General features: G+C 46.0%; 25 protein-coding genes and 2 pseudogenes. 10 read left to right on the top strand and 17 right to left on the bottom strand.

All coding sequences use genetic code 11. From position 1 onward, the window contains the following. The first annotated feature begins 237 nt into the window (after positions 1-237). Complete coding sequence (locus Q8J68_RS01540; protein WP_305309804.1) at positions 238-1,005, top strand: hypothetical protein; 768 nt, start codon at positions 238-240, stop codon at positions 1,003-1,005. 90 nt (positions 1,006-1,095) lie between these two features. On the opposite strand, the gene Q8J68_RS01545 is transcribed toward Q8J68_RS01540, so the two are convergent. After that, on the bottom strand, positions 1,096-1,218 hold the full coding sequence (locus tag Q8J68_RS01545) for a hypothetical protein (RefSeq protein ID WP_305309805.1): 123 nt from the start codon (positions 1,216-1,218) through the stop codon (positions 1,096-1,098). Positions 1,219-1,305: 87 nt separating this feature from the next. Between Q8J68_RS01545 and Q8J68_RS01550 the strand changes: the two genes are divergently transcribed. From Q8J68_RS01550 to Q8J68_RS01575, 6 genes are all read left to right on the top strand, one after another. Beyond that, positions 1,306-1,680: a polysaccharide biosynthesis C-terminal domain-containing protein gene (locus tag Q8J68_RS01550; RefSeq protein WP_305309806.1), complete on the top strand. Its 375-nt coding sequence runs from the start codon at positions 1,306-1,308 to the stop codon at positions 1,678-1,680. Positions 1,681-1,750: 70 nt separating this feature from the next. Next, on the top strand, positions 1,751-2,065 hold the full coding sequence (locus Q8J68_RS01555) for a Rieske (2Fe-2S) protein (protein WP_305309807.1): 315 nt from the start codon (positions 1,751-1,753) through the stop codon (positions 2,063-2,065). A 33-nt stretch (positions 2,066-2,098) separates the two neighbouring features. Further along, the gene (locus Q8J68_RS01560; RefSeq protein ID WP_305309808.1) at positions 2,099-2,410 is read left to right on the top strand and encodes a Rieske (2Fe-2S) protein; all 312 of its coding nucleotides are present in this window, start codon (positions 2,099-2,101) and stop codon (positions 2,408-2,410) included. A 6-nt stretch (positions 2,411-2,416) separates the two neighbouring features. Beyond that, the gene (locus tag Q8J68_RS01565) at positions 2,417-2,665 is read left to right on the top strand and encodes a glutaredoxin family protein (RefSeq protein WP_305309809.1); all 249 of its coding nucleotides are present in this window, start codon (positions 2,417-2,419) and stop codon (positions 2,663-2,665) included. Between the two features lie 10 nt (positions 2,666-2,675). Further along, on the top strand, positions 2,676-3,023 hold the full coding sequence (locus tag Q8J68_RS01570; RefSeq protein WP_305309810.1) for a ferredoxin-thioredoxin reductase catalytic domain-containing protein: 348 nt from the start codon (positions 2,676-2,678) through the stop codon (positions 3,021-3,023). A 47-nt stretch (positions 3,024-3,070) separates the two neighbouring features. Further along, positions 3,071-3,652 carry a nitroreductase family protein gene (locus tag Q8J68_RS01575; protein ID WP_305309811.1) on the top strand — a complete coding sequence of 194 codons (582 nt, stop codon included), beginning with the start codon at positions 3,071-3,073 and terminating at the stop codon, positions 3,650-3,652. Positions 3,653-3,692: 40 nt separating this feature from the next. Here Q8J68_RS01575 and Q8J68_RS01580 read toward each other — a convergent pair whose 3' ends face one another. Genes Q8J68_RS01580 through Q8J68_RS01595 form a run of 4 tightly spaced genes read right to left on the bottom strand, consistent with a single transcriptional unit; the run spans position 3,693 to position 9,306 of the window. Next, positions 3,693-5,111, bottom strand: coding sequence for a nitrogenase component 1 (locus Q8J68_RS01580; RefSeq protein ID WP_305309812.1), 1,419 nt, complete (start codon positions 5,109-5,111; stop codon positions 3,693-3,695). Beyond that, positions 5,108-6,610 (bottom strand): nitrogenase iron-molybdenum cofactor biosynthesis protein NifE, encoded by a 1,503-nt coding sequence (gene nifE, locus Q8J68_RS01585; RefSeq protein WP_305309813.1) that lies wholly within the window; start codon positions 6,608-6,610, stop codon positions 5,108-5,110. Before nifE ends, Q8J68_RS01580 begins: the two co-directional genes overlap by 4 nt. 31 nt (positions 6,611-6,641) lie before the next feature. After that, positions 6,642-8,012, bottom strand: a complete 1,371-nt coding sequence (nifK, locus tag Q8J68_RS01590) for a nitrogenase molybdenum-iron protein subunit beta (RefSeq protein WP_305309814.1) — start codon at positions 8,010-8,012, stop codon at positions 6,642-6,644. A gap of 13 nt (positions 8,013-8,025) precedes the next feature. Beyond that, a complete protein-coding gene (locus Q8J68_RS01595) occupies positions 8,026-9,306 on the bottom strand; it encodes a nitrogenase component I subunit alpha (RefSeq protein WP_305309815.1) in 1,281 nt (426 codons plus the stop codon). Between the two features lie 42 nt (positions 9,307-9,348). Between Q8J68_RS01595 and Q8J68_RS01600 the strand changes: the two genes are divergently transcribed. Further along, complete coding sequence (locus tag Q8J68_RS01600; RefSeq protein ID WP_305309816.1) at positions 9,349-10,776, top strand: transposase; 1,428 nt, start codon at positions 9,349-9,351, stop codon at positions 10,774-10,776. A 150-nt stretch (positions 10,777-10,926) separates the two neighbouring features. Here Q8J68_RS01600 and Q8J68_RS01605 read toward each other — a convergent pair. The 7 genes and pseudogenes from Q8J68_RS01605 to Q8J68_RS01640 form a co-directional block, all read right to left on the bottom strand. Continuing rightward, positions 10,927-11,214: pseudogene (locus tag Q8J68_RS01605) on the bottom strand (nitrogenase component 1); the annotation flags it as partial. Then, positions 11,211-11,591: a P-II family nitrogen regulator gene (locus tag Q8J68_RS01610; RefSeq protein ID WP_305309817.1), complete on the bottom strand. Its 381-nt coding sequence runs from the start codon at positions 11,589-11,591 to the stop codon at positions 11,211-11,213. The gene Q8J68_RS01610 and the pseudogene Q8J68_RS01605, both read right to left, overlap by 4 nt. 19 nt (positions 11,592-11,610) lie before the next feature. After that, positions 11,611-11,928, bottom strand: a complete 318-nt coding sequence (locus tag Q8J68_RS01615; protein ID WP_305309818.1) for a P-II family nitrogen regulator — start codon at positions 11,926-11,928, stop codon at positions 11,611-11,613. A gap of 10 nt (positions 11,929-11,938) precedes the next feature. Further along, on the bottom strand, positions 11,939-12,760 hold the full coding sequence (nifH, locus tag Q8J68_RS01620; RefSeq protein WP_305309819.1) for a nitrogenase iron protein: 822 nt from the start codon (positions 12,758-12,760) through the stop codon (positions 11,939-11,941). Positions 12,761-13,167: 407 nt separating this feature from the next. Next, positions 13,168-13,661 (bottom strand): annotated as a pseudogene (locus Q8J68_RS01625) (methyl-accepting chemotaxis protein). A gap of 207 nt (positions 13,662-13,868) precedes the next feature. Further along, positions 13,869-14,207 carry a P-II family nitrogen regulator gene (locus Q8J68_RS01635; RefSeq protein WP_305309820.1) on the bottom strand — a complete coding sequence of 113 codons (339 nt, stop codon included), beginning with the start codon at positions 14,205-14,207 and terminating at the stop codon, positions 13,869-13,871. A 5-nt stretch (positions 14,208-14,212) separates the two neighbouring features. After that, positions 14,213-15,625: an ammonium transporter gene (locus Q8J68_RS01640; RefSeq protein ID WP_305309821.1), complete on the bottom strand. Its 1,413-nt coding sequence runs from the start codon at positions 15,623-15,625 to the stop codon at positions 14,213-14,215. A gap of 266 nt (positions 15,626-15,891) precedes the next feature. Between Q8J68_RS01640 and Q8J68_RS01645 the strand changes: the two genes are divergently transcribed. Next, positions 15,892-16,857, top strand: a complete 966-nt coding sequence (locus Q8J68_RS01645) for a site-specific DNA-methyltransferase (protein WP_305309822.1) — start codon at positions 15,892-15,894, stop codon at positions 16,855-16,857. A gap of 38 nt (positions 16,858-16,895) precedes the next feature. Here the strand turns inward: Q8J68_RS01645 and Q8J68_RS01650 are convergent, their stop codons facing one another. Both Q8J68_RS01650 and Q8J68_RS01655 read right to left on the bottom strand, forming a co-directional pair. Further along, on the bottom strand, positions 16,896-17,873 hold the full coding sequence (locus Q8J68_RS01650) for a DUF128 domain-containing protein (protein WP_305309823.1): 978 nt from the start codon (positions 17,871-17,873) through the stop codon (positions 16,896-16,898). Between the two features lie 78 nt (positions 17,874-17,951). After that, positions 17,952-18,095, bottom strand: coding sequence for a hypothetical protein (locus tag Q8J68_RS01655; protein WP_305309824.1), 144 nt, complete (start codon positions 18,093-18,095; stop codon positions 17,952-17,954). Positions 18,096-18,239: 144 nt separating this feature from the next. Here Q8J68_RS01655 and Q8J68_RS01660 point away from each other — a divergent pair, with 144 nt between their 5' ends. After that, positions 18,240-18,509, top strand: coding sequence for a DUF3303 domain-containing protein (locus tag Q8J68_RS01660; protein ID WP_015053257.1), 270 nt, complete (start codon positions 18,240-18,242; stop codon positions 18,507-18,509). A gap of 23 nt (positions 18,510-18,532) precedes the next feature. On the opposite strand, the gene Q8J68_RS01665 is transcribed toward Q8J68_RS01660, so the two are convergent. From Q8J68_RS01665 to Q8J68_RS01675, 3 genes are all read right to left on the bottom strand, one after another. Continuing rightward, a complete protein-coding gene (locus tag Q8J68_RS01665; protein WP_305309825.1) occupies positions 18,533-19,144 on the bottom strand; it encodes a hypothetical protein in 612 nt (203 codons plus the stop codon). A gap of 30 nt (positions 19,145-19,174) precedes the next feature. Next, entirely contained in the window at positions 19,175-19,543 is a 369-nt protein-coding gene (locus tag Q8J68_RS01670; RefSeq protein WP_305309829.1) for a phasin family protein, read from the bottom strand. Positions 19,544-19,673: 130 nt separating this feature from the next. After that, positions 19,674-19,901: transposase (locus tag Q8J68_RS01675; RefSeq protein ID WP_305309826.1), on the bottom strand; the 228-nt coding region annotated here is incomplete at its 5' end.

Raw genomic sequence — 19,901 nt, forward strand, 5'->3', positions numbered from 1 at the left:
CGCCTGTGTTATACTTCCTCTTGTTCCTAAACAGTCCATGCAAAAACTGCGCTTGAATATTATAAAAAGGTAGAGTTATACCTTGCTGTTAAAATAAATTAAAATTGTTTAAATTTGCCTGTACTCCTTTATTTATTTATGTTTATATGTAAATTATTATACGATGTAATATGCAATAATTATATTTGTTTGGGTATTCTTTTACTCATAATTATTCATGATTTCAGAGTATAAAACATGAAACCTTCTTATAAAATAATAGTTGGCTTTGTTCTGGTATTTGTCGTGTCTGCCGGAATGTTATCTTTCTGGTGGGCAGGCCAGAAACAAGCGATGTATGAAGATAGCTTCCACAGCAGTTATGACTATGATGTCACTTTCACTACAAATTCGAATCTGAGCAACGTAACTCTTTACATCCCGATTCCTGTTATGGATAACGCGTCTTCAGTTGGGCAGGATATTGTAGAGAATAACTTCAATAACGATGATCCTTCATGGGAGTATGCTCTTGTGGATACTGAACATGGGCTTATGCTTTCCATGAAGACTGATAAGATAGTCCCTAAATTCCGTCCTCTCCCCATACCTATATCCGATGAAAGCGACCCGCCCCAGGAAATAGAGCCCGTGATATCTGATGGGTATTCTGAGGAAACACCTGTTCAGGATCACATCTTCTTTGCAACAATGGTATCTGCTGACCACATCATAGATACAAAGAATCCTCTTGAGCGGGAGATGGTCCTCCTTCCAAAATATGACATCGACAGCTCGCAGAATATCCATAACTATGAAAGTCGTATCTATGTGCAGTATGAAGCCTCCCCTGATGCCCAGGTAGAGATATCTGTCAGCATGACCGGATATAATGAGTGGTGGATTCTGGGCTGGCAATGGAACAGCTACAGTGAATGGATGAATGTCCTGTTGTCAGGTCCTCAGGGCGGCTGGGTCACTGTAGACGGCAGGCTTGTCACCGGAGATGGGGTGTATAAGGAATGATTATGGTTGCCGGTTGTGAGTTATGAGACAAAAGTTGCAGGCAGAATATAATCTGCTGCCTGTATCCTGTTTATCCGATCATCCCAAAGTTTAACTGAAAATTGCCTTTATCTTGTTGATCAGACCGGATAACAATCCATTATTCTCTTTATCCGGGGCTTCATTTCCCGGTCGCCCACCTTCCGGTTCCCCGCCGTTAAAGTTTCCTTTCATACTGTCATTGTTCCTCCTCAGAATGAGCCGATGTGTAGTGAGACAGGGCCAGAGGCCCCATCTCTTCAGCTGGTAGTACACATTAATTTGCGTCTCAAATTACGCTGTCATTGCCTCCCTGGTACATTCTTCGGTATATTCAGTAAGGATGCAGATCTTATAGCCAGCGGGGAAACAGCTTTGAGGATCATGGTCCTTGCAACTCATATAATTGGAATAAACGTCATCAGTACGACAGTATTCCAGGCTATCGGGAAAGCAAGGTCGTCCTTTATTCTTTCAATGTGCCGCCAGATACTTTTCCTCATACCACTGGTACTTCTTCTGTCGCGTTATTTTGATATTTCCGGTGTATGGCTGGCGTTCCCCTTGTCCGACCTGATGGCGGGTCTTTTGAACATGTTCCTCATAGTTAAGGAGTACCGTTATTTCCAGGGCAGGCCGGACCCTGTACCTTCCTGACCTGTCCTGTGATAATTCACGACAATTATTTATATTTTTGAATCCCTGCTTACCTATGGGAGGTTAACATATGCCGGAGAAATCCTGGTTCTTTGCACTAAAAGAAAAAGATTTGACTGATGAGAGCATAGAGTTTGTCAGGGTAAAGGATACTCCCATAATTATCTTTAGGAAAAATGGGCAAATCCACTCTCTCTATGGTAAGTGCGGCCATATGGGCTGCCGACTTTCCAAGGGCACTTTCATTGATGAACATATCCTTAAATGCGGCTGCCATGGATGGGAATATGATACAAGGACAGGTAAGCACCTCGGGGATAAAGAAGCAACCCTTGAGACCTACGAGAACAAAGTAGAGGGAGGAGAAGTGCTCGTTCTGCTTTAACGTGACAAGATATCCTGAAGGAGGTATGAGGTTTTGGTTCCATGGTTCTTTGCAATAAACGAAAGTGAGCTGGATGAAGGCGATAAGAAACCATTGCTGATGGAGGGTAATAAGATACTGCTGCTCAGGCAGGAAGGTGGTTTCTATGCAATATCCAACAAATGTCCGCATATGGAATGCCCACTTTCAAAAGGTGATATGGAAGGATATGTTATCAAGTGCCCGTGTCATGACTGGCGGTTCGATATAAGGAGTGGTGAGTTTCTCGATGCAAAAGAGATAACTGTCCCTGCTTATGAGACAAAGGTCGACGATGGCAAAGTTTACGTTAATCTGGAAAGGTGAGGTTCAGTGAAGAAAGTGGTAATGTACACTCTCAGCACCTGTCCCTGGTGTATGAGGGCCAAGACGTTCTTCAGGGAAAAAAACATTCTCTTTGAGTACATCGATTACGATAAGGCTGACGAAGCGACTCGTAAGTCTATCCTGGAGGACTGCATGTCTCATGGAGAAAAGATGTCCTTCCCCTTCGTCAAAATTGGGGAGGACGTGGTCGTAGGATACGATCCTAAGAAATATTCCAGCCTGCTGGACAAGTGAGGTAATATTCATGGATACGAACAAGCGTATGGAGCAGTTCAGGACCATGTTCCAGAGAGTCATAGACCCACTTGGCTATAAGTTCAGTCCCGACGAAGAGATCGTGGATTTCCTGCTCGAGCAGGAGGTCATGCTGGAAAAGGAGAAAGGCAGTCCTTTCTGTCCCTGCCAGGGGCTGACAGGTGAGCGTGAGCATGATATGAAACTGGTATGCCCTTGCATACCTTTCCACAGAGAGCACTACGATGCAATGAGGCGTTGCTGGTGCGGGCTTTACGTCCATAAGGATGTGGATGATCCGGATGAACTGGTCCAGATATCGAAAAAGGAATTTGAAGCATCAAGAAATAAAGGGTGAAATTGATATTCTAAAGTAAAAGGGATAAGGTTACAGGAGTGAGGTCAATGACGGGGAAAGATAATGAGATCATACTAAATATAAAATCGCGCAGGAGTGTTCGGGATTATCTCGACAGGCCGGTGAGTGAAGAGTCAGTAAAGAAGATAATCGATGCAGGGATATATGCTCCTACCGGCTTTGGTTCGGAGCCCTGGTTCTTTGTTGTGGTGCAGAACAAGGAAATGATGAAAAGGATGTCCGATTACTGCAAGCCGAAATTACTTGCACAGCTTAAAGATATGCCAAACGACAATGTGGCCGAGTTCAAGAAAATGCTGGGCCGGGAAGATTTCGACATATTCTATGGGGCTCCTCTGCTTGTTATAGTTCTTGGCAGTAATGCCGGTTTCACAACTGACTATGATTGTGCCATGTGTGCCCAGAACATGATGCTTGCAGCAACATCAATGGGCATTGGCAGTTGCTGGGTTGGAACAGCCTGTTTTTTCCAGGACAACGTGGAGTTCATGAGCGAACTTGGGATACCCTATGATTACCGGGTTATCGCACCCATTGTGTTCGGATATGAGGGTGAGGTTCTGGAAAGGCCCCCGAGGCAGGAGCCCCGGGTAGTCTGGATACACTGATCTGCCCGGCTATCCCCTTTTCACTATTTCCTAAGACATCTCATGCTTCCGCAGGATAGAATTCTCTGTCAAGCGGAGCGTATCTATCCGGTTCGGACCACTTTTCAGCTAACTTATCTTCCTGAGTTTCCAGTATTGTGTTTGTCACCCTGTCCAGCATGCTCATTGCTCCGAGGTATCCCAGGGACAGTATCCTCTGGGCACCCACTCTGTCATGTATGGGGAAGCCGACTCTTACAAGAGGTATTCCCATCTCCTTTGCAATATACTTGCCATTGGAATTGCCAATAAGCATTTCCGGTTTTACCTTCTTCACTGCATCATTGAATGCATCAAAGTCCACATCCTCAAGAATGGTCACATCACAGTCCGGCTTTACCTGTGCGACCCTTTCCATTGCATATTCTGTGAATCCCGGGGACTTGCTGGAAGATACTACCAATATAGGATGCATGCCGTTCTCAAGTGCAAGGGAAAGTATGCCAAGGACATTGTCCGGGTCTCCGTAGATGGCCACCTTCATTCCATACACATACTTGTGCGCATCCACCATAGCATCTATCAGGCGTCCTCTCTCCTTCTGGTACGTCTCGGGCACATCCGTCCCTGCTATCATGGAAACTGAAGCCACAAACCTGTCAGTATATTCCAGTCCTATGGGTAATGGCAGATTCTGTGAAGGGATATCAAAAGTCTGTTCAAGGTAACTAACCGCCCGGTTAGCATTAGTGATCCCGAGTCCTATCATTGCAGCACTGTTCTTCATGTCTGCTATGTCTGAGTGGAGAGTACCCCCCGGAAAGATCTTCTGCAGTTCTCCTGTAATGGGTGCATCAAAGGTCTCCGAAATGTCCGGCAACAGTATGAATGAATTTGGGCCTATAATATCGGACAGTATTCTCCGGAGTTCGCGTGTGTCCTCAGGTGACACATTCTCTGAGAGCACCACATTGAGTTTGTTATTAAAAATATCGCTGCCGGACCCCTCCGTAGCAGTGAACTCCTTTACGATCGCTTCCACAGCCTTGATGTAGCCGCTGTTGTGGCTATCCTCATAACTGGGCGTTGATACCGGAATTATTATCCTGTCATTAACTATCTCTTCCTCTTCCTCTTTGAACTCTGCAATGATCCGGTTTACATCATCTCCTATTGTCTCGGCCAGACAGGTGGTGGAAACGCCTATTACCTTTGGGTCATAACGCAGGATCAGATTCTTCAGTCCCTTCTTAAGATTCTCACTTCCTCCGTATACTGCTCCCTTCTCGCTCAGGGAACTTGACCCGATGTCCACGGGTTCCCTGAAGTGATGGGCAAGATGCAGTCTCATGTAAGTGCTGCATCCCTGTGAACCATGTAGCAGTACCATGGAATTCTCTATTCCCTTAAATGCCATCACACTGCCTATGGGCTGGCACATGATGCAGGGGTTAACGGTAGCATAACTTCTGTCGGTCATGCTATCGACTCCTGTTGTGTGGTAGTATTGAGATCTTGCATGTTTTCTCTCTCCTTTATTGACTCTTCCGATTCTGCTCTATGGCATGCTTTCCGGGCAAAGTTATTCTTTGAAACGGTATCTGTCTCCAATGCCGGCTTTAGCCTGCTCCCATATGCCTTCCACACCGGGCTGTTCATGGAAGCATCCAGTTCCCTTGCAAAGTTGAGGAAACCATCGTAACCCTCAAACTCGATCACCCTGTCATGGTTGAAATCACAGAAGGCAACTCCAAGCTTGTAGGCCAGGAAACGTTCCTTGACACCTGCCACCATCAGGTCTGCCTTCTGTCTTCTCAGCAGTTCGGCCAGTTCAAGCGGATTGGCATCGTCCACTATCACTGTCCCATCCTTAACCTGGTAGCTAATCTGTTCGTAGTCGTCCTTCTTGCCGGTCTGCGTACCTATGATGACCACTTCCATTCCAAGTTCACGGAATCCCTTGATAAGTGTAAGCGCCTTGGCAGCACCGCCCATGTAGATAGCTGCTGTCTTACCCTGAAGGCGATTGCGGATGCTCCGGATCTCAGGCATTATCCGACTGGTCTCGCTCTCTATTATTTGCTCTGCAATTTGCTTCATCTCCTGCGAACCGAAGAAATCGGCTGCTGTCCGCAAGGCGATTGCAATGTCTTCAATTCCGAAGTAACTGACCTTCCTGAAGGGAATGCCATATTCCTGATGCATCCACTTTGCAAGGTATGTCATGGATCCGGAACACTGCACAAGGTTCAGCCGGGCCCTGTGCGCCTGTGAGATCGTTTCGCAGGTCGCATCCCCAGTCATTGAGGTTATGACCTGGATGCCCATCTTTTCAAAGAGAGGCTTGACAAGCCATACATCTCCTGCCACATTGTAATCTCCCAGGATGTTCATGGTGTACGGGGAAGTTATCTCCGGTTCCCTTGTCCCTATAAGCTGCATCAGGGCATTGCATGCTGCCTTGTATCCGTCGGACTTGGTACCCTTGAACCCTTCCGAATGTACGGCTATTACCGGGATATTGTGTATCCGGCTTGCTTCTTTACAAACTGCCTGGAGGTCATCACCGATTATTCCGACAATACATGTGGAGTATACGAATACTACTGGTGGATTGTACAGTCCGACCAGTTCCTCAATGCACTTTGAGAGCTTCTTCTCACCGCCAAACACCACATCAAGTCCCTTCATATTGCTGGAAAAGCTGGTGCGGAAAGTCTCCTTTGCGCTGGACAGGCTGCCCCTGATATCCCAGGTGTAACTTGCACAGCCGATAGGTCCGTGGACCAGGTGCACCGCGTCGGTCACGGGATTTAAGGCAACACGTGCACCTGAGTACACGCAGGCCCTCTGGCTCATGGCGCCTGCCAGGGAAGTACTGTCACAGGCAAGTGCAGTATCCTTTTTCTTTGCCTGCTTGAGGGCTATATATGGCTGTCTTTCGTCCAGTGTGTTAACCACGCTTGTTATTTCCGGCATATTGATTCTCCGTAAATGGTTTATGAGGTCGTTACTGTACGACCTCCAGTTCTTCTTCGGGAATTGTCTTGTCCTTTATGTCCAGGAAAGTGTTGCCGATCCACTCGACCATCCGGGCTGCCCCTGCATATCCCATGACCGGGAAATGGTGCATATTTGCCCTGTCCATGATGGGGAATCCTACTCTTATGAGCGGTATGTCCTCTGCGAGTGCGATGTGCTTTCCGTAGGTATTGCCTATGAGCATGTCCACAGGTTCGTTCTTTATTATCTGGTGGAGAGTGAACAGATCGGCTCCGGTAAGTATCTGTGAATCCGGATACAGTGGGTGTACCAACTGTGCCATCTCACTCTCAAATGCCTTGCTCGTAGTTCCAGTAAGGACTACTGTCGGCTCCATTCCCATCTCAAGCACCAGGCTTGTCAGGCCGTGGATTATGTCAGGATCACCAAAGATCGCGACCTTCTTTCCATAGTAGTGTGGATGGGCATCGGTCATCATATCGACAACTCTTGCTCTTTCCTGCTCTAGTTCCGGTGGTATCGGAACATTAGCAAGTTCTGCTGCCTTCATAATGAACCTGTCAGTGTAGCGCACACCGATTGGCACTGGTCCTATCTGTGCAGGGACCTTGAACTTTGTCTTGAGTAACTGTGCTGCCGCCCCGCCGGCCATGCTGCATAAGGCAATCGTTCCGGCAGAGTTTGCAGTATCCTCGATATCCCCGACAGGTGTGCCGCCCTTAGCATATAGTGACCCGTCTCCTAAAAGGCCGGAGTCGAATACGTTTGTCTGGTCCGGGAACACGATAGCAGGTATCTTCATTATGGAAAGTATCCTCTTGATCTCCCGGATATCCCCGGGGTCCACGAAGCCGGGTATGACATTGAGTTTCCCGTTGGGCTTTGACTTGCGGGCAAAGCTTGTGACAAAGGACTTCACCATGTTGTCATAGCCGGTCACATGGGAGCCTACATAGCTTGGTGTGGATGCTGCACAGAGCTTAATGGATGGATCGATGAGTTCCTCCATCTTCACATCCTCAATTATCTGGTTAACATCATCACCGATGGTCTCAGCTACACATGTGGTGTGTATGGCTATAACCTCGGGCTGGTAGACAGCCTCTATGTTCGTGAGTGCCTCCCTGAGGTTTGATGCTCCTCCGAACACTGCGGTCCCTTCAGAGAAACTGCTGCTTGTGGCTGCAGTCGGTTCCCTGTAATGCCTTGTGAGGCACATGCGCAGGTATGAGAGACATCCCTGCGATCCATGGCTGTGGGGCATACAATTGTGCACACCCATTGCAGCATACACAGCCCCTATGGGCTGGCAGATCTTTGCAGGGTTGACTACCAGTGCATTTCTCTCAACCTTTTCCTTTGGCGTATAATCTAGCATTCTACCTCTCCTTTTATTCTGCCTTCCAGGGTGTCTTCATCAGACTCCAGGTCGGATTGTTCACTGCCATGTCAGCATCTCTTGCAAAGTTCAGCACTCCTGAGAATCCTGTATACCTCCCACTGTAATCATAGGAGTGTATCTGCCTTGAGGGAATTCCCATCTTCTGTGCCATGTACTTGTCCTTTATACCCGAGCAGAACAGGTCCGGCTTTAGCTCCTTAATGAGGAACTCCGTTTCATAATGGTTAAGGTCGTCTACAACGACTGTCCCGTCTTTCATTTCGGGGAACATTCCCTCATAGTCCATCAGGCCAAGCTGTTCCTTGAGTTCCTTCATACGCTCTTCACTGATGGCAGGCTTGTACCCTTCCTCCATTTCATAGTGCAGATCCTCAAGTATTGAACTGGAAGCCTTCTCCTTCATGCCTTCAAGGACCTTCCTGCCTTCGTAGTCATCCCGGTGCGCGAACTGATATCCGGCAACAATCACCTTCATGCCGAGATCCTCAAAGAGATTCTGGTAGTGGTGTGACCTGGAACCGCCGGAGTATATGAATACCTTCTTGCCTGCCAGCTTCCTTCTGTACTTCTCAAGTTCAGGCTGGATCTTTGCCATTTCTTCTTCTATTACTTCCTCTGTCTTCCTGGTCAGTTCAGGATCATCGAAAAACTGAGCCATCTTTCGAAGTGACTTCTTTGTGCCCTCTACTCCAACATAGTTGACCTTAAGCCAGGGCACGCCGTACCTCTCTTCCATCATGCGATTTGTATAGTTCACAGACCTGTGGCACAGCAGGATACTCAGCTTTGCCCTGTGAGCCTTTGCAAGACTATGGAAAGAACCGTCGCCTGTAAAGCTTGACACTATGCGGTACCCTATCTTCTCAAATAGTGGCGTTATCTCCCAGAGGTCTCCTCCGATGTTATACTCTCCAAAGATGTTGATATCGAATGGAGTCGGATCCTCAAGTTCCTCCGTACCTATCACATGTTCCATGAGCACGTTGCTTGCAATGTGATGCCCGGCTGACTGGCTGACACCCCTGTAACCCTCACAGCGAAGTGCCATGACCTTGATGCCATGTTCCTTCTGTGCCTCAAGAGCTACTGCTTCTATATCATCTCCGATCAGTCCCACAGGGCATGTAGCGCAGATAGAAATCGCGCCAGGCTTGAAGATCCTGACCACATCATCAATGGCAGTTTTGAGCTTCTTCTCACCACCGAACACGATATCAGTTTCTATGATATCAGTTGAGAAACTGTACTGCAGCCCAACATTGACAGTCAAAAGTAATAATAGTGTTCTTAGTCTTGATGTATTCGACAAAAAATGCAACAAAAACTAAGAACATATGACATTATTCCTAACGAGAATATATGCTTTCCTGTCGGAACTATTGTGGCAGTAAACCAACTTTATGATATCCTTGACTTTCCTACTGTTTTCGGTAAACACAAAAAGAATGGTATTGATATCAACAACCTGCTGAAGGCTCTTGTAAGCTACAAGCTTACAGATAATTTCAGCATAAGTAAAGCTCATGACTGGATAAAACGTGATGAGGTACTTGATATCTTCGATCTCGAAGATTTCAGTGAAAGGACACTTTACAGGGTTCTTGAAACCCTGGGAAATAATCGTGAAACGATTATTTCCGATATTCAGGACAGACTGTTTGACAGGTATGACTTCGAACATACCAACATCAATATGGATTGGACGAGTATCGTTCTGTATGGGGATAAATCTCCTCTCGGAAAGTATGGATATAGCAGAGATCACAGGCCTGACAAAAAACAGATAACTTTGGGTATAACTGAACTTGCAGATCCCATAAACGTGCCTATAGGCATCACCGTAGAACAGGGAAATATGCATGATCAGAAACACTTCAGGAAAACGTATCAACAAGTAAACAAAAGGCTCAAGCAAGAATCACTTGTTGTTTTCGATAAAGGAGCTCACAGCATAGAGAACACTGCCATGATAATGGCAGATGATATGCAGTATCTGACTGCAAGGAAGCTCAATAAGAGTGACGACAAGATAATAGCTAATTTCGGGGACTTTTCTCTTGAAACCATTGACCCTGATGATGGCATATATGGAATGAAGATAGTAAAACCAAGTAGTGTCAACTATTTTTATTTCTCTGAAAAACTCCAGATAGAGCAACTTGAATCAAGAGCAAGGAAGATAATGAGGCAGATAGAGGAAGCAAAAGAGATACAGGAATCTATTGATAAGAATAAGAAGCTGCCTAAAAAGTTCAGGATCAATAATGCCCTTGTTGATGTTGTTTATTCATTGCAGACAAAGCTGGTGAATCTTGATGAAGAAGAAGCTATCAAACTTCTCGAAGAACGTCTGATCACAGGCAGAGAGGGATTTTTCTGCCTGAGATCAAGCAAGAATTTGACATTGAAACAAGCTCTTCAAACATACAGGAAAAAGGATTCTATCGAGAAGATCATCAATTCCCTGAAGAATGAGATAGAGATCAAACCGCTAAGAGTGTGGTCGGATGCTAGTGTTTATGGAGCTATTATTATCGGGTTCATTGCACAATTGTTCATATCGCTGTTGCGATATGAGTTCAATGAACTCAAACATAAGTCCACAAAATTCATTAAAAATAGCTTATTGAATTTGACAGTTACCGTCGATTTCCTGAAAGAAGGGGCCAAAAAGTACATTTATGCCAACTTTGATGCTATAAATACACTGATCTTAAGGCAAAAAAGGGCAAAATCGTAGAATTTTGCATGAAATTGTTTAAACTGTCAAATAGGTTTTCCTGACAAAAAAACGAAAAAATTGGGCTGAAAGAGAAGACATTCTCTTCATCAAGGAGTGAAAACTGTCAAACTTGGGCTGCAGGTAATTATCTCCGCCATTCTCTGCCTTTCCCATGCTACGGCGGGTTCCCCACGTGTAATATCCACACCCTATAGGCCCGTGGACTATGTGCACCATGTCCTTGATAGGTCCCATGACCACGCCCTTGCCGCCTGCAAAAGCGCAGCCGCGGTTTGTCATGATGCCGGGTACCACCTTGGTGTCGGCTTCAATATGCTGGTCTGTGGAACAGTTCCTTACAACCACATGTTTTCTCCTGTCCCTGGCAACCTTCTCGGGATACCTCTTCATCATTTCATCAACGATGTCCTGTGTGGCTTCTACTTCAGAGCTCATTGTGATTCCCTCTCTACGGTAATGTCGCCTTCTTCTCCGGTACGTATCCTGATGGACCCAGGTATGTCTGTCACGAATATCTTCCCGTCTCCGGCATGCCCTGTGTTGTTTACTTCTATTATCTTCCGGACAACCTCCTCAGTTGCTCCGTCGTCAACAACTATTGTGAACATGCGTTTTGGGATAAAGGGTATGCAGTTCTTTGATGCAGCAGTCTCCGGGGTTGGGAGCGGGGGTTCAAATTCATAACACAGACCCTTCTGTTTGCCCCGGCCCATTACTACCTGGACCGTGAAAGAAGGATATCCGCAGTCTGAAAGGGCCTCTATCGTCCGCTGGACCTTGTTCATGCGGATGATGGCTGTTATTTCCTTCATTTTCATTCCTCTGCGAGAATCAAATGCCTGTTTCGCCTGTGCGTATTGTGTATGAGCTCTCTATGGGGTTGATGAAGATCTTGCCGTCACCGTACTTGCCGGTGTGTGCTGAGCGCTTGATTATTTCCACGACCTTGTCCTGATTCTCGTCGTCAACCACCATCATGATCATTGTCTTTGGGAGTTCATCAAAATGAACTTCTGCTGTATGGATGCCCCTCTGTTTTCCCCTGCCGAATACATCTATCTTGGTAAGGGAAACAAAGCCTTCCTTCTCAAGTTCCTCCACAACATACGAGACCTTGTTCGGCCTGATAATTGCACGTATCATCTGCATTATTATCACCTCATAGTTCGACAATTCCAAATTCTACCATCATTGCTTCAAGATCATCCATTTCCAGTGGCTTCGGGACAACGAACAGCTCATTGGTTTCGATGTTGTTGGCCAATGTAAGATATTCATTTGCCTGGTTGCAGTCAGGGTCATATTCGATTACTACCTTCCTGTTGATCTCAGCTCGCTGGACAATATTGTCTCTTGGCACGAAGTGAATGAGCTTGCTCCCAAGCCTTTGTGCAAATGCTTCGAGAAGTTCGCGTTCTCCATCTACATTTCTGCTGTTGCAGATGATGCCGCCAAGACGTGCACCTCCCTTTGCATACTTCTGGATACCCTTGCAGATGTTGTTAGCTGCATAGATGGCCATGAGTTCCCCACTTGCAACTATGTAGATCTCCTTTGCCTTTCCTTCACGGATAGGCATTGCGAAACCTCCGCATACTACGTCACCGAGTACGTCGTAGAATACGTAATCCAGATCCTCATTGTATGCACCAAGGTTTTCCAGCAGGTTAATTGATGTGATTATTCCTCTTCCTGCACAACCGACACCTGGTTCAGGTCCGCCTGATTCGACACACTTTATTCCTCCAAATCCTGGTTGTAGAAGCTTGTCGAGTTCAACAGATTCATCACCTTCTGCTCTTAATGTGTCAAGTACTGTCCTCTGGTTAAGACCGCCAAGAAGCATTCTTGTTGAGTCCGCCTTAGGGTCACATCCTACCAACAGTATCTTTTTTCCCATCATGGCGAGTGCTGCTGTCAGGTTCTGTGTAGTCGTTGACTTTCCGATTCCGCCCTTTCCGTATATTGCTACTTGTCGCATGGTCTTACCTTCAATTCTTTGTTACTTGTTCTTGTGTACTATTTCGGAGCTGCTTTTCGAATAGTACAACGGAATCCTATGTACTAGATAATATTATATAAAGTTTTGTAAAACATAAATATACTATAATTTATAAAAATAACCAAAAAGAATATTAGTTGCACTTATTCAGCTATTTTGAAAATTAACAACGAGGTGTTTTATTTTTTAGTCCATGGGCGGTACAACAGGAAATTCTGTCTGATCAGGAACGACCCTTATATATAATTTCATTTTAGAACACTCGTTTATGGGTCAAGGCAAACATTAAGATTTAAATCCCAAAGTCCGTGGTTCAGGACGAGGAAATCAGAAAGAGGGCAGATAAAAAAGAAAAATGGGGGCGAAGGGACAAAACTCCCTTCTGCTTATTCTGAAAGATATTTAGCAACCATCTGCTGCATGTCTGAAGCCATCTGTGAGAGTTCCTGTGAGCTCTTTGCCAGTTCCGCCATAAAAGCATTCTGCTGCTCCACGGCAGCAGAGGTTTCTTCTGTTCCTGCAGCTGCTTCCTGTGAAAGCGAGGCGGCCTCGTCTACTGTTGCAGTTATCTCCTCAATGGAAGCGGACTGCTCTTCTGCAGCAGCTGCAATGTTCTGCGCCATTAGGGCAACCTTATTGCTTTCCTCAACTATCTTCTGGACCGCTTCTACTGTATGGTTGAGGGCCTGTACTCCTGTCGACACTGTATAGGTGCCTGTTTCCATCGAAGATATGGCAGCATGAGTGCCGTCTCTGATCTCAATAAGCAGGCCGGCTATCTGTGTGCAGCTTTTCTGGAGTCCTCTGCGAGCTTTCTGACCTCGTCTGCAACTACAGCAAACCCTCGCCCATGCTCGCCGGTTCTTATTCGATAATGGATCTACATAGATGAACATGGATTTTTAACTATGTGGGAGACATCAATGTTCGTATTTGGATCGGATAGAAATTGCCTCTAAAATGCTGGAAAAAGGAAAAATTCAAGAACACCCTCATAATGGGTTTTTTCTTGCACCAGAAAAGTCTATCTCTTGTGAAAGTATTGGTTCAGAGCTGGTAAAAGCAGAAGAAGGTATGGGAAATGCGCTTAAAGCGCATCTCCATCGGTTTCCCCTGTGCGTATCCTTACTATCTTTGCAATCGGATAAGCAAAGATCTTGCCGTCACCGATGGTTCCGGTGGCTGCTGCCTTTGAAATGATATCAATGACCTTGTCGGCATCTGTATCATTTACAACGATTTCCATCTTGATCTTTGGCAACAGGTCAACGCAGTACTTGCGTCCTCTCCACTGCTGCATTACACCCTTCTGCTTACCGCGGCCTTTTACGTCGGTAACTGTAACACTCTCGAATCCTGCTTCATCAAGTGCATCCTTAACTTCGTGAACCTTTGTTGGCCTTATGATCGCTTCTATCTTCATCATTTAAATCACTCCTCGTGAATCATGAACTCAGGGTATGCACTGATACCGTGTTCTACTATGTCCAGCCCGGTGATCTCGTGTTCTTCGGATACACGCAGTCCGATCACCAGGTCGATTAGCTTGAAAATCACGAACGCTGCACCAAATGCCCATACGATACTAAGTATTACTCCGGCCAGCTGGATGAGAAGGAGCTGTACTCCGCCACCGTAGAACAGACCAGCGACTTCAGCAGTATATGCTGCACCTTCAAGTATCGTACCATTGGTTCCAAGTGCGAAGAGACCAACTGCGATAAGTCCCCAGCTACCGGAGTATCCGTGTACTGCTATGGCACCTACAGGGTCATCCACCTTGAGTACGTTCTCATTGAACATTACGCCTGCATATACTACGATACCACCGATTAAACCTATTATGATTGCTGCAGTGTTGTTGACCGAGCCACAAGCTGCCGTGATCGCTACAAGGCCTCCAAGCAGACCGTTCGCGGTAAGTGAAGGGTCTGGCTTTCCTGTCTTCATCCAGGTGATGGCCATGACAGCTATACAACCGGCTGCAGCTGCAAGGAATGTGTTTGTTATCACAAGGCTGATGAACGGATCGTTTCCATCCAGTGTACTACCTCCGTTGAACCCTACCCAGCCAAACGCCAGTATAAGTGTACCGAGGAACGCCAGTGGAAGGCTGTGACCGGGTATTGCCATTGGCTTGCCGTTCTTGAACTTCCCGATCCTTGAACCAACGACCAGTACACCGGCAAGTGCCGCATATCCGCCTATGGAGTGAACTACTCCGGAACCGGCAAAGTCATGGTGCGCAACACCGATGGCATCAACGAGGAAGCCGCTTGTAAGTATTCCTGCACCACTCCATACCCAGTGTCCGTAGATGGGGTAAATGAGTGCGACCATAATTACTGTGAATATGAGGTATGCCTTGAAATCAGTTCTCTCAGCCATTGCACCTGATACTATGGTTGCACCGGTTGCTGCAAAGACCATCTGGAACCACCAGCTGTTCCACAGTGCGTTGTCAGCACCCATCAGGAAGAACTGGTCAATACCTATAAGGCCTGCATAGTCTGCACCATACATAATGCCCCAGCCGACTGCCCAGTATACAACTACACCCAGACAGATGGTCATGAAGTTCTTCATCAGGATGTTAGCTGTGTTCTTCGTGCGAGTAAGCCCGATCTCAACAAGCGAGAATCCCGCATGCATCAGGAACACAATGGCACCTGCGATTATCAGCCACAAGACTGTAAGCGCGGTCTGGAGGTTTGCAATATCCTCTGCATTTTGTTCTACGGTTTCTGCCGAACCCGGCACGGCAAACGCCATAAGTATGACACTGATAAGCAGCAAGAACTGCAATATCATTCTGGAATCGATTTTTGGTAATGTTCTGATCATGGCTATACACCTGAACTTTGTCTTACTAGGTAGACGGATACCCAGTGTAGAGTTTATTCTATTTATAATTTTGTATTATCTATTATGTTACCAAGTCTGTACATGTAGTTGCATACTGCAGATAACACCAATACTTCAGTCAGGCGACTTGGCAAACGTGAAGTCAGTTGCTGCCCGACGCAGAATCAAATCTCTTTGGAATATTTATCAATATTAGTATAATATTCTAAAAGCATATATATGGTGTAAGTGCATATTTCGCTCTGATGAGAGACACATACTACAACATGGACTGCATCGCCGGCGCAAAAAATTATATTCCGGATGCAGTGGTGGACCTTGTCATCACGGATCCGCCTTTTGCCATAGAGGGCGATCAGCTACACAAGCTCTATAACCGCAAGGAGGAACATGTTGTGCAAGGTTATGTGGAGGTCTCAAGAGAGAATTACAGGGATTTTTCTTTCAGGTGGATAGGGCAGGCAAAAAGGATTCTGAAAGACACAGGTTCCATGTATATCGTTTCAGGGTGGACCAACCTGCTTGATATCCTGCTTGCCATTGAACAGAACGGCCTTGAGCTCATCAATCATATCATCTGGAAATACAACTTCGGGGTAAGCACCAAGCACAAATTCGTGACTTCCCATTATCATATCCTCTACTGTCGGAAAAAGGACCTTGCAGAAGCCAAGTTCAATCCTTACTGTCGTTTCGGTGCCGCGGAAAAGGATTCGGAGGGTTCATCCATGCTCTACTGTGATCTTGAGGATGTATGGACTATCGGTCGGGATTTCAAAAAAGGCAGGACAAAGAACAGTAATGAACTACCTGTTGAACTGCTCAGGAAGATGATCCTTTATTCCTCGGACGAAGATGACCTTATATGCGACTTCTTCCTGGGAAGCTTTTCCACCGCAAAGGTCGCCCGTTCCCTTGGCAGATACTCTACAGGTTTTGAAATAAACAGAACAGCATATGAGCACCAGATCGAGCATATCAATAATATACAGCGTGGATGGATGCTGGAGGGCCTGCGGTCCAATGGCGGCAATCCGCATTTCAACCAGAGGAAACGCTGGACAAAAGAAGAGACTGGCAGCGTAATGGAACGCTATCATAACATAAAGCGCACCGGGGTCACCGACAGGCAGGCTTATTCCATTCTGTCACAGGAATTTGGCCGGGGTTACTTCTCAATGATGAATATTGTAAAAAAGAGCAAGCTATAGTTTTTTCTTCCTTAAAGCAGGGCAAGCGGACAGGGCCGTCAGATCTGTTTCATCCGCCTGTATTCCACTACTGTGGAAACCGGGAGCGTCTCTACCTTAATGCCTGCCTCTTCTACAGCAGCCACAGCATTAATGCCTGCCATGACAGGAATGCCGACCATTCCTCTTGAGACCGGCGCATAGAATACTTCTTCCCCAGGTTCGCCGATACATATATGTCCCTGAATATCTGCTTTTTTGGCAAGCTCCATCACTTCAAGGGCTCTGGATGCTGCAGCTGCAGGTATTTCCCGCACATTGGCCAGCATTTTCCCGCTTCCCGTGTCGAAAGTCTGAAGAACGGAGGTCGACTTTCTTCTTAAGAAAAGTTTAATGGGATCGATGGATGTACCGTTATAGGATATGAGATCAATAAAACCTTCAGGTTCATGATTTTCTATTTGCATCAGCCCGCCGTAAGCAGGGGAGACAGGTATGCCGCTTTTGAGCAGCAGGCCGTCAAATGTGATACTGCATACTGTTGCCAGAGCTATCTGGCCTTCAGGCACATAAATATCAAACTCTGTTGAGTCCTCTTCGAAAACGGCAATCTTGGAGCTGATAGTTGCTCCCTGGGACATTGCATACCTGACAACGTCAATAGCATTGTCAAAATCATCCTTGTCAATATAGGTGACATTTACGATGACATTTCCCTTGCCGGTGTTAAGGTCGTAATCGGCCCTGTATATGAGTTCCTCTATTCTTGTAATGATAAAACCGAGCCTGTCGCTGATAAGGGCATCGCTTAGCTCTTTTTTACCGCGCTCTGTAATAGTACGGCCTATGTATCCGTGTTTCTGGGTGAATCCTCTTTCATCAAGTATTCTCAGATGATATCTGACAGCCCTCTCTCCTATCGCATAGCCACGGTTGTGAAGCTCGTCGGCAATAAGTCGTGCACCTACAGGCTTATCGCTCTCACTGATGATGCGCATAATTTCCACAAGTTTTCTCTCAACATTCGGGTCTGTCATTTTTCTCACCATTTGGCCATCAGCCAGTTCTAATCACTCTAACTAATAGAATGTGCCTCTTATTTAAGTTGTGTGTATTCAGATACGTCCTGTCCGGAGTATGTATACCACAAGCCACATCCCCAAAAGTCCCGCCATGACAAATCCTGTAACTCCAAGCACCGGCATGCACCAAATATGTGGTTCCTGCCCGGTCTGGATATTCTTCTCTATTCCTGTCACTCTTATTAAATGATGGCTCAATTTTCCATATATTTACATTCGGGGAAATTGTTAAATATTCTTTAACTCCAATTTGTAATAGGTGAGGTAGGGTGTAGAATATTGACTTTATGCTCGCCTACAGTTAACAACAGGAGTGAGAATATGTTATTTTTAAGTATAAGCACATGGCAACCCGAGGAAAGTGACCAGGTAATTGAGCATTTCAAGAAGCTGAGACCTCCCGCGGGCGTAAACGTCATGAACCAGTGGGTAGACCTTTCCGGCGGAAGATATTTCATACTGTACGAGACCAACGATGCTAAGGCATTTGCAGAATTCAATCTGCCCTGGTCGGACATTTGCTATATAGAGAGTTGCCCGGTAATGGAGTCTACTGATTTCATTAAACTGATGAGCTCAAAGGGAGTCTGATATCACTCCCTTTTTATTTGCTGTCACTCTGCAGGTCCTAAAGTTATCTTCTTTTCCGAGTTCCCAAGGCTTACGGTAAAATCACCTGCCGGAAGCGCGTCTGTTCCATGGCTGTGATTGAAGTTGCCCTCGCTGTCCGAGTTTACGGCCTGCATGGCTATGAAATCCAGCCTTACCTTTTTTTCGCCTTCCTGAGCTTCCCCATTGATGAGTATGTCGTATGTCCCGTGAGGAACGTTATCTTCCGCAAATTCGGCAACTCCTCCATTCGCATCAAAACTCCTTTTAAAATCGATGAACATCTTTACGATGAAATTGAGATCCCTCACCTGCCTGGATCTGACCACGAAACGGTTCCTGCCCTTGGGTATCCTGATCCCCTCAAAACTATACTCGTAAGAGCCGTCCCTGACAATCACATCTCTTGAAAATGAGACCTCGATGTCCATCACCTTATCGGGTTCTGTCTTACCCTGAATTATCAGGACGTCTCCTGCATTTGGAGTCTCCGGCAGGATGCTCCAGCTTGCAACTTCAGTTTCAGAATTTTCAGGGCTTGCCTGTGGTCCCTGCGTCAGGGAATAGATGAATTTAGCAAAAATAAGGAATAGGTTCTCGCCTTTACTGATGACCATCCTCCATCCTCCAGATACCTGGTATTCATATTAAATATCTTCTTCCTCTTTACTTAAAGGTGAAGCTGCCTCTTGTTCATGCATTACCTTTTCCCTGTTTACAAGCATATCTATCTTGCTTTCCAGCCCGATCATCATCTCTTTGAGGTCTTTTACTTCGTCCCTGGTTGCATAATCAGCCTTCTTGAAGGTATCCTGTACTCTGGCAGTGATCCTGTTTTCCATTTCTTCTTTCTGCTTTTTCTGCTCGTCTACCAGTTCGCGTACGAATTTCTTGCCTTCTTCCTTCCTCATTTCACCATTTTCGATCAGATCATCAGTGAAATCCTGGATCTTTTCTTCGGTGAGGGCCCACATACCAATGCCAAACAAGGTGGCTTTTTTCCATAATTCTGTCATATCTCTCAATTCTAAACCTCCAGTGATTAATTGGTAGGTGTTATGATAAATATCTTATTCTGAGTCTGGTGAACTACCCAGACCCTAAAGGGTCAGTGCTTCCTGCTCAATAGTAGCATCCTACTAAGTATCAACAGGCTATCCCCGCAGTTCCTGCGGTTTGTTGTATCATTGTCATTCCGTAGTTGCGGATATTGACAGCGGCATTAATATCTCGATCATGGAATGCTCCACAAGTGCAGGTCCATGTCCTGTCATCCAGAGTTAATCCTCTGTAGACTATATTGCAGATAGAACATGTCATTGAACTGGGATAGAACCTTGGTATCTTTACAAGCTTCTTTCCAATTTCTTCCAT

Origin of the sequence: Methanolobus sp., from assembly GCF_030682845.1 — an archaeon.
Classification (GTDB): domain Archaea; phylum Halobacteriota; class Methanosarcinia; order Methanosarcinales; family Methanosarcinaceae; genus Methanolobus.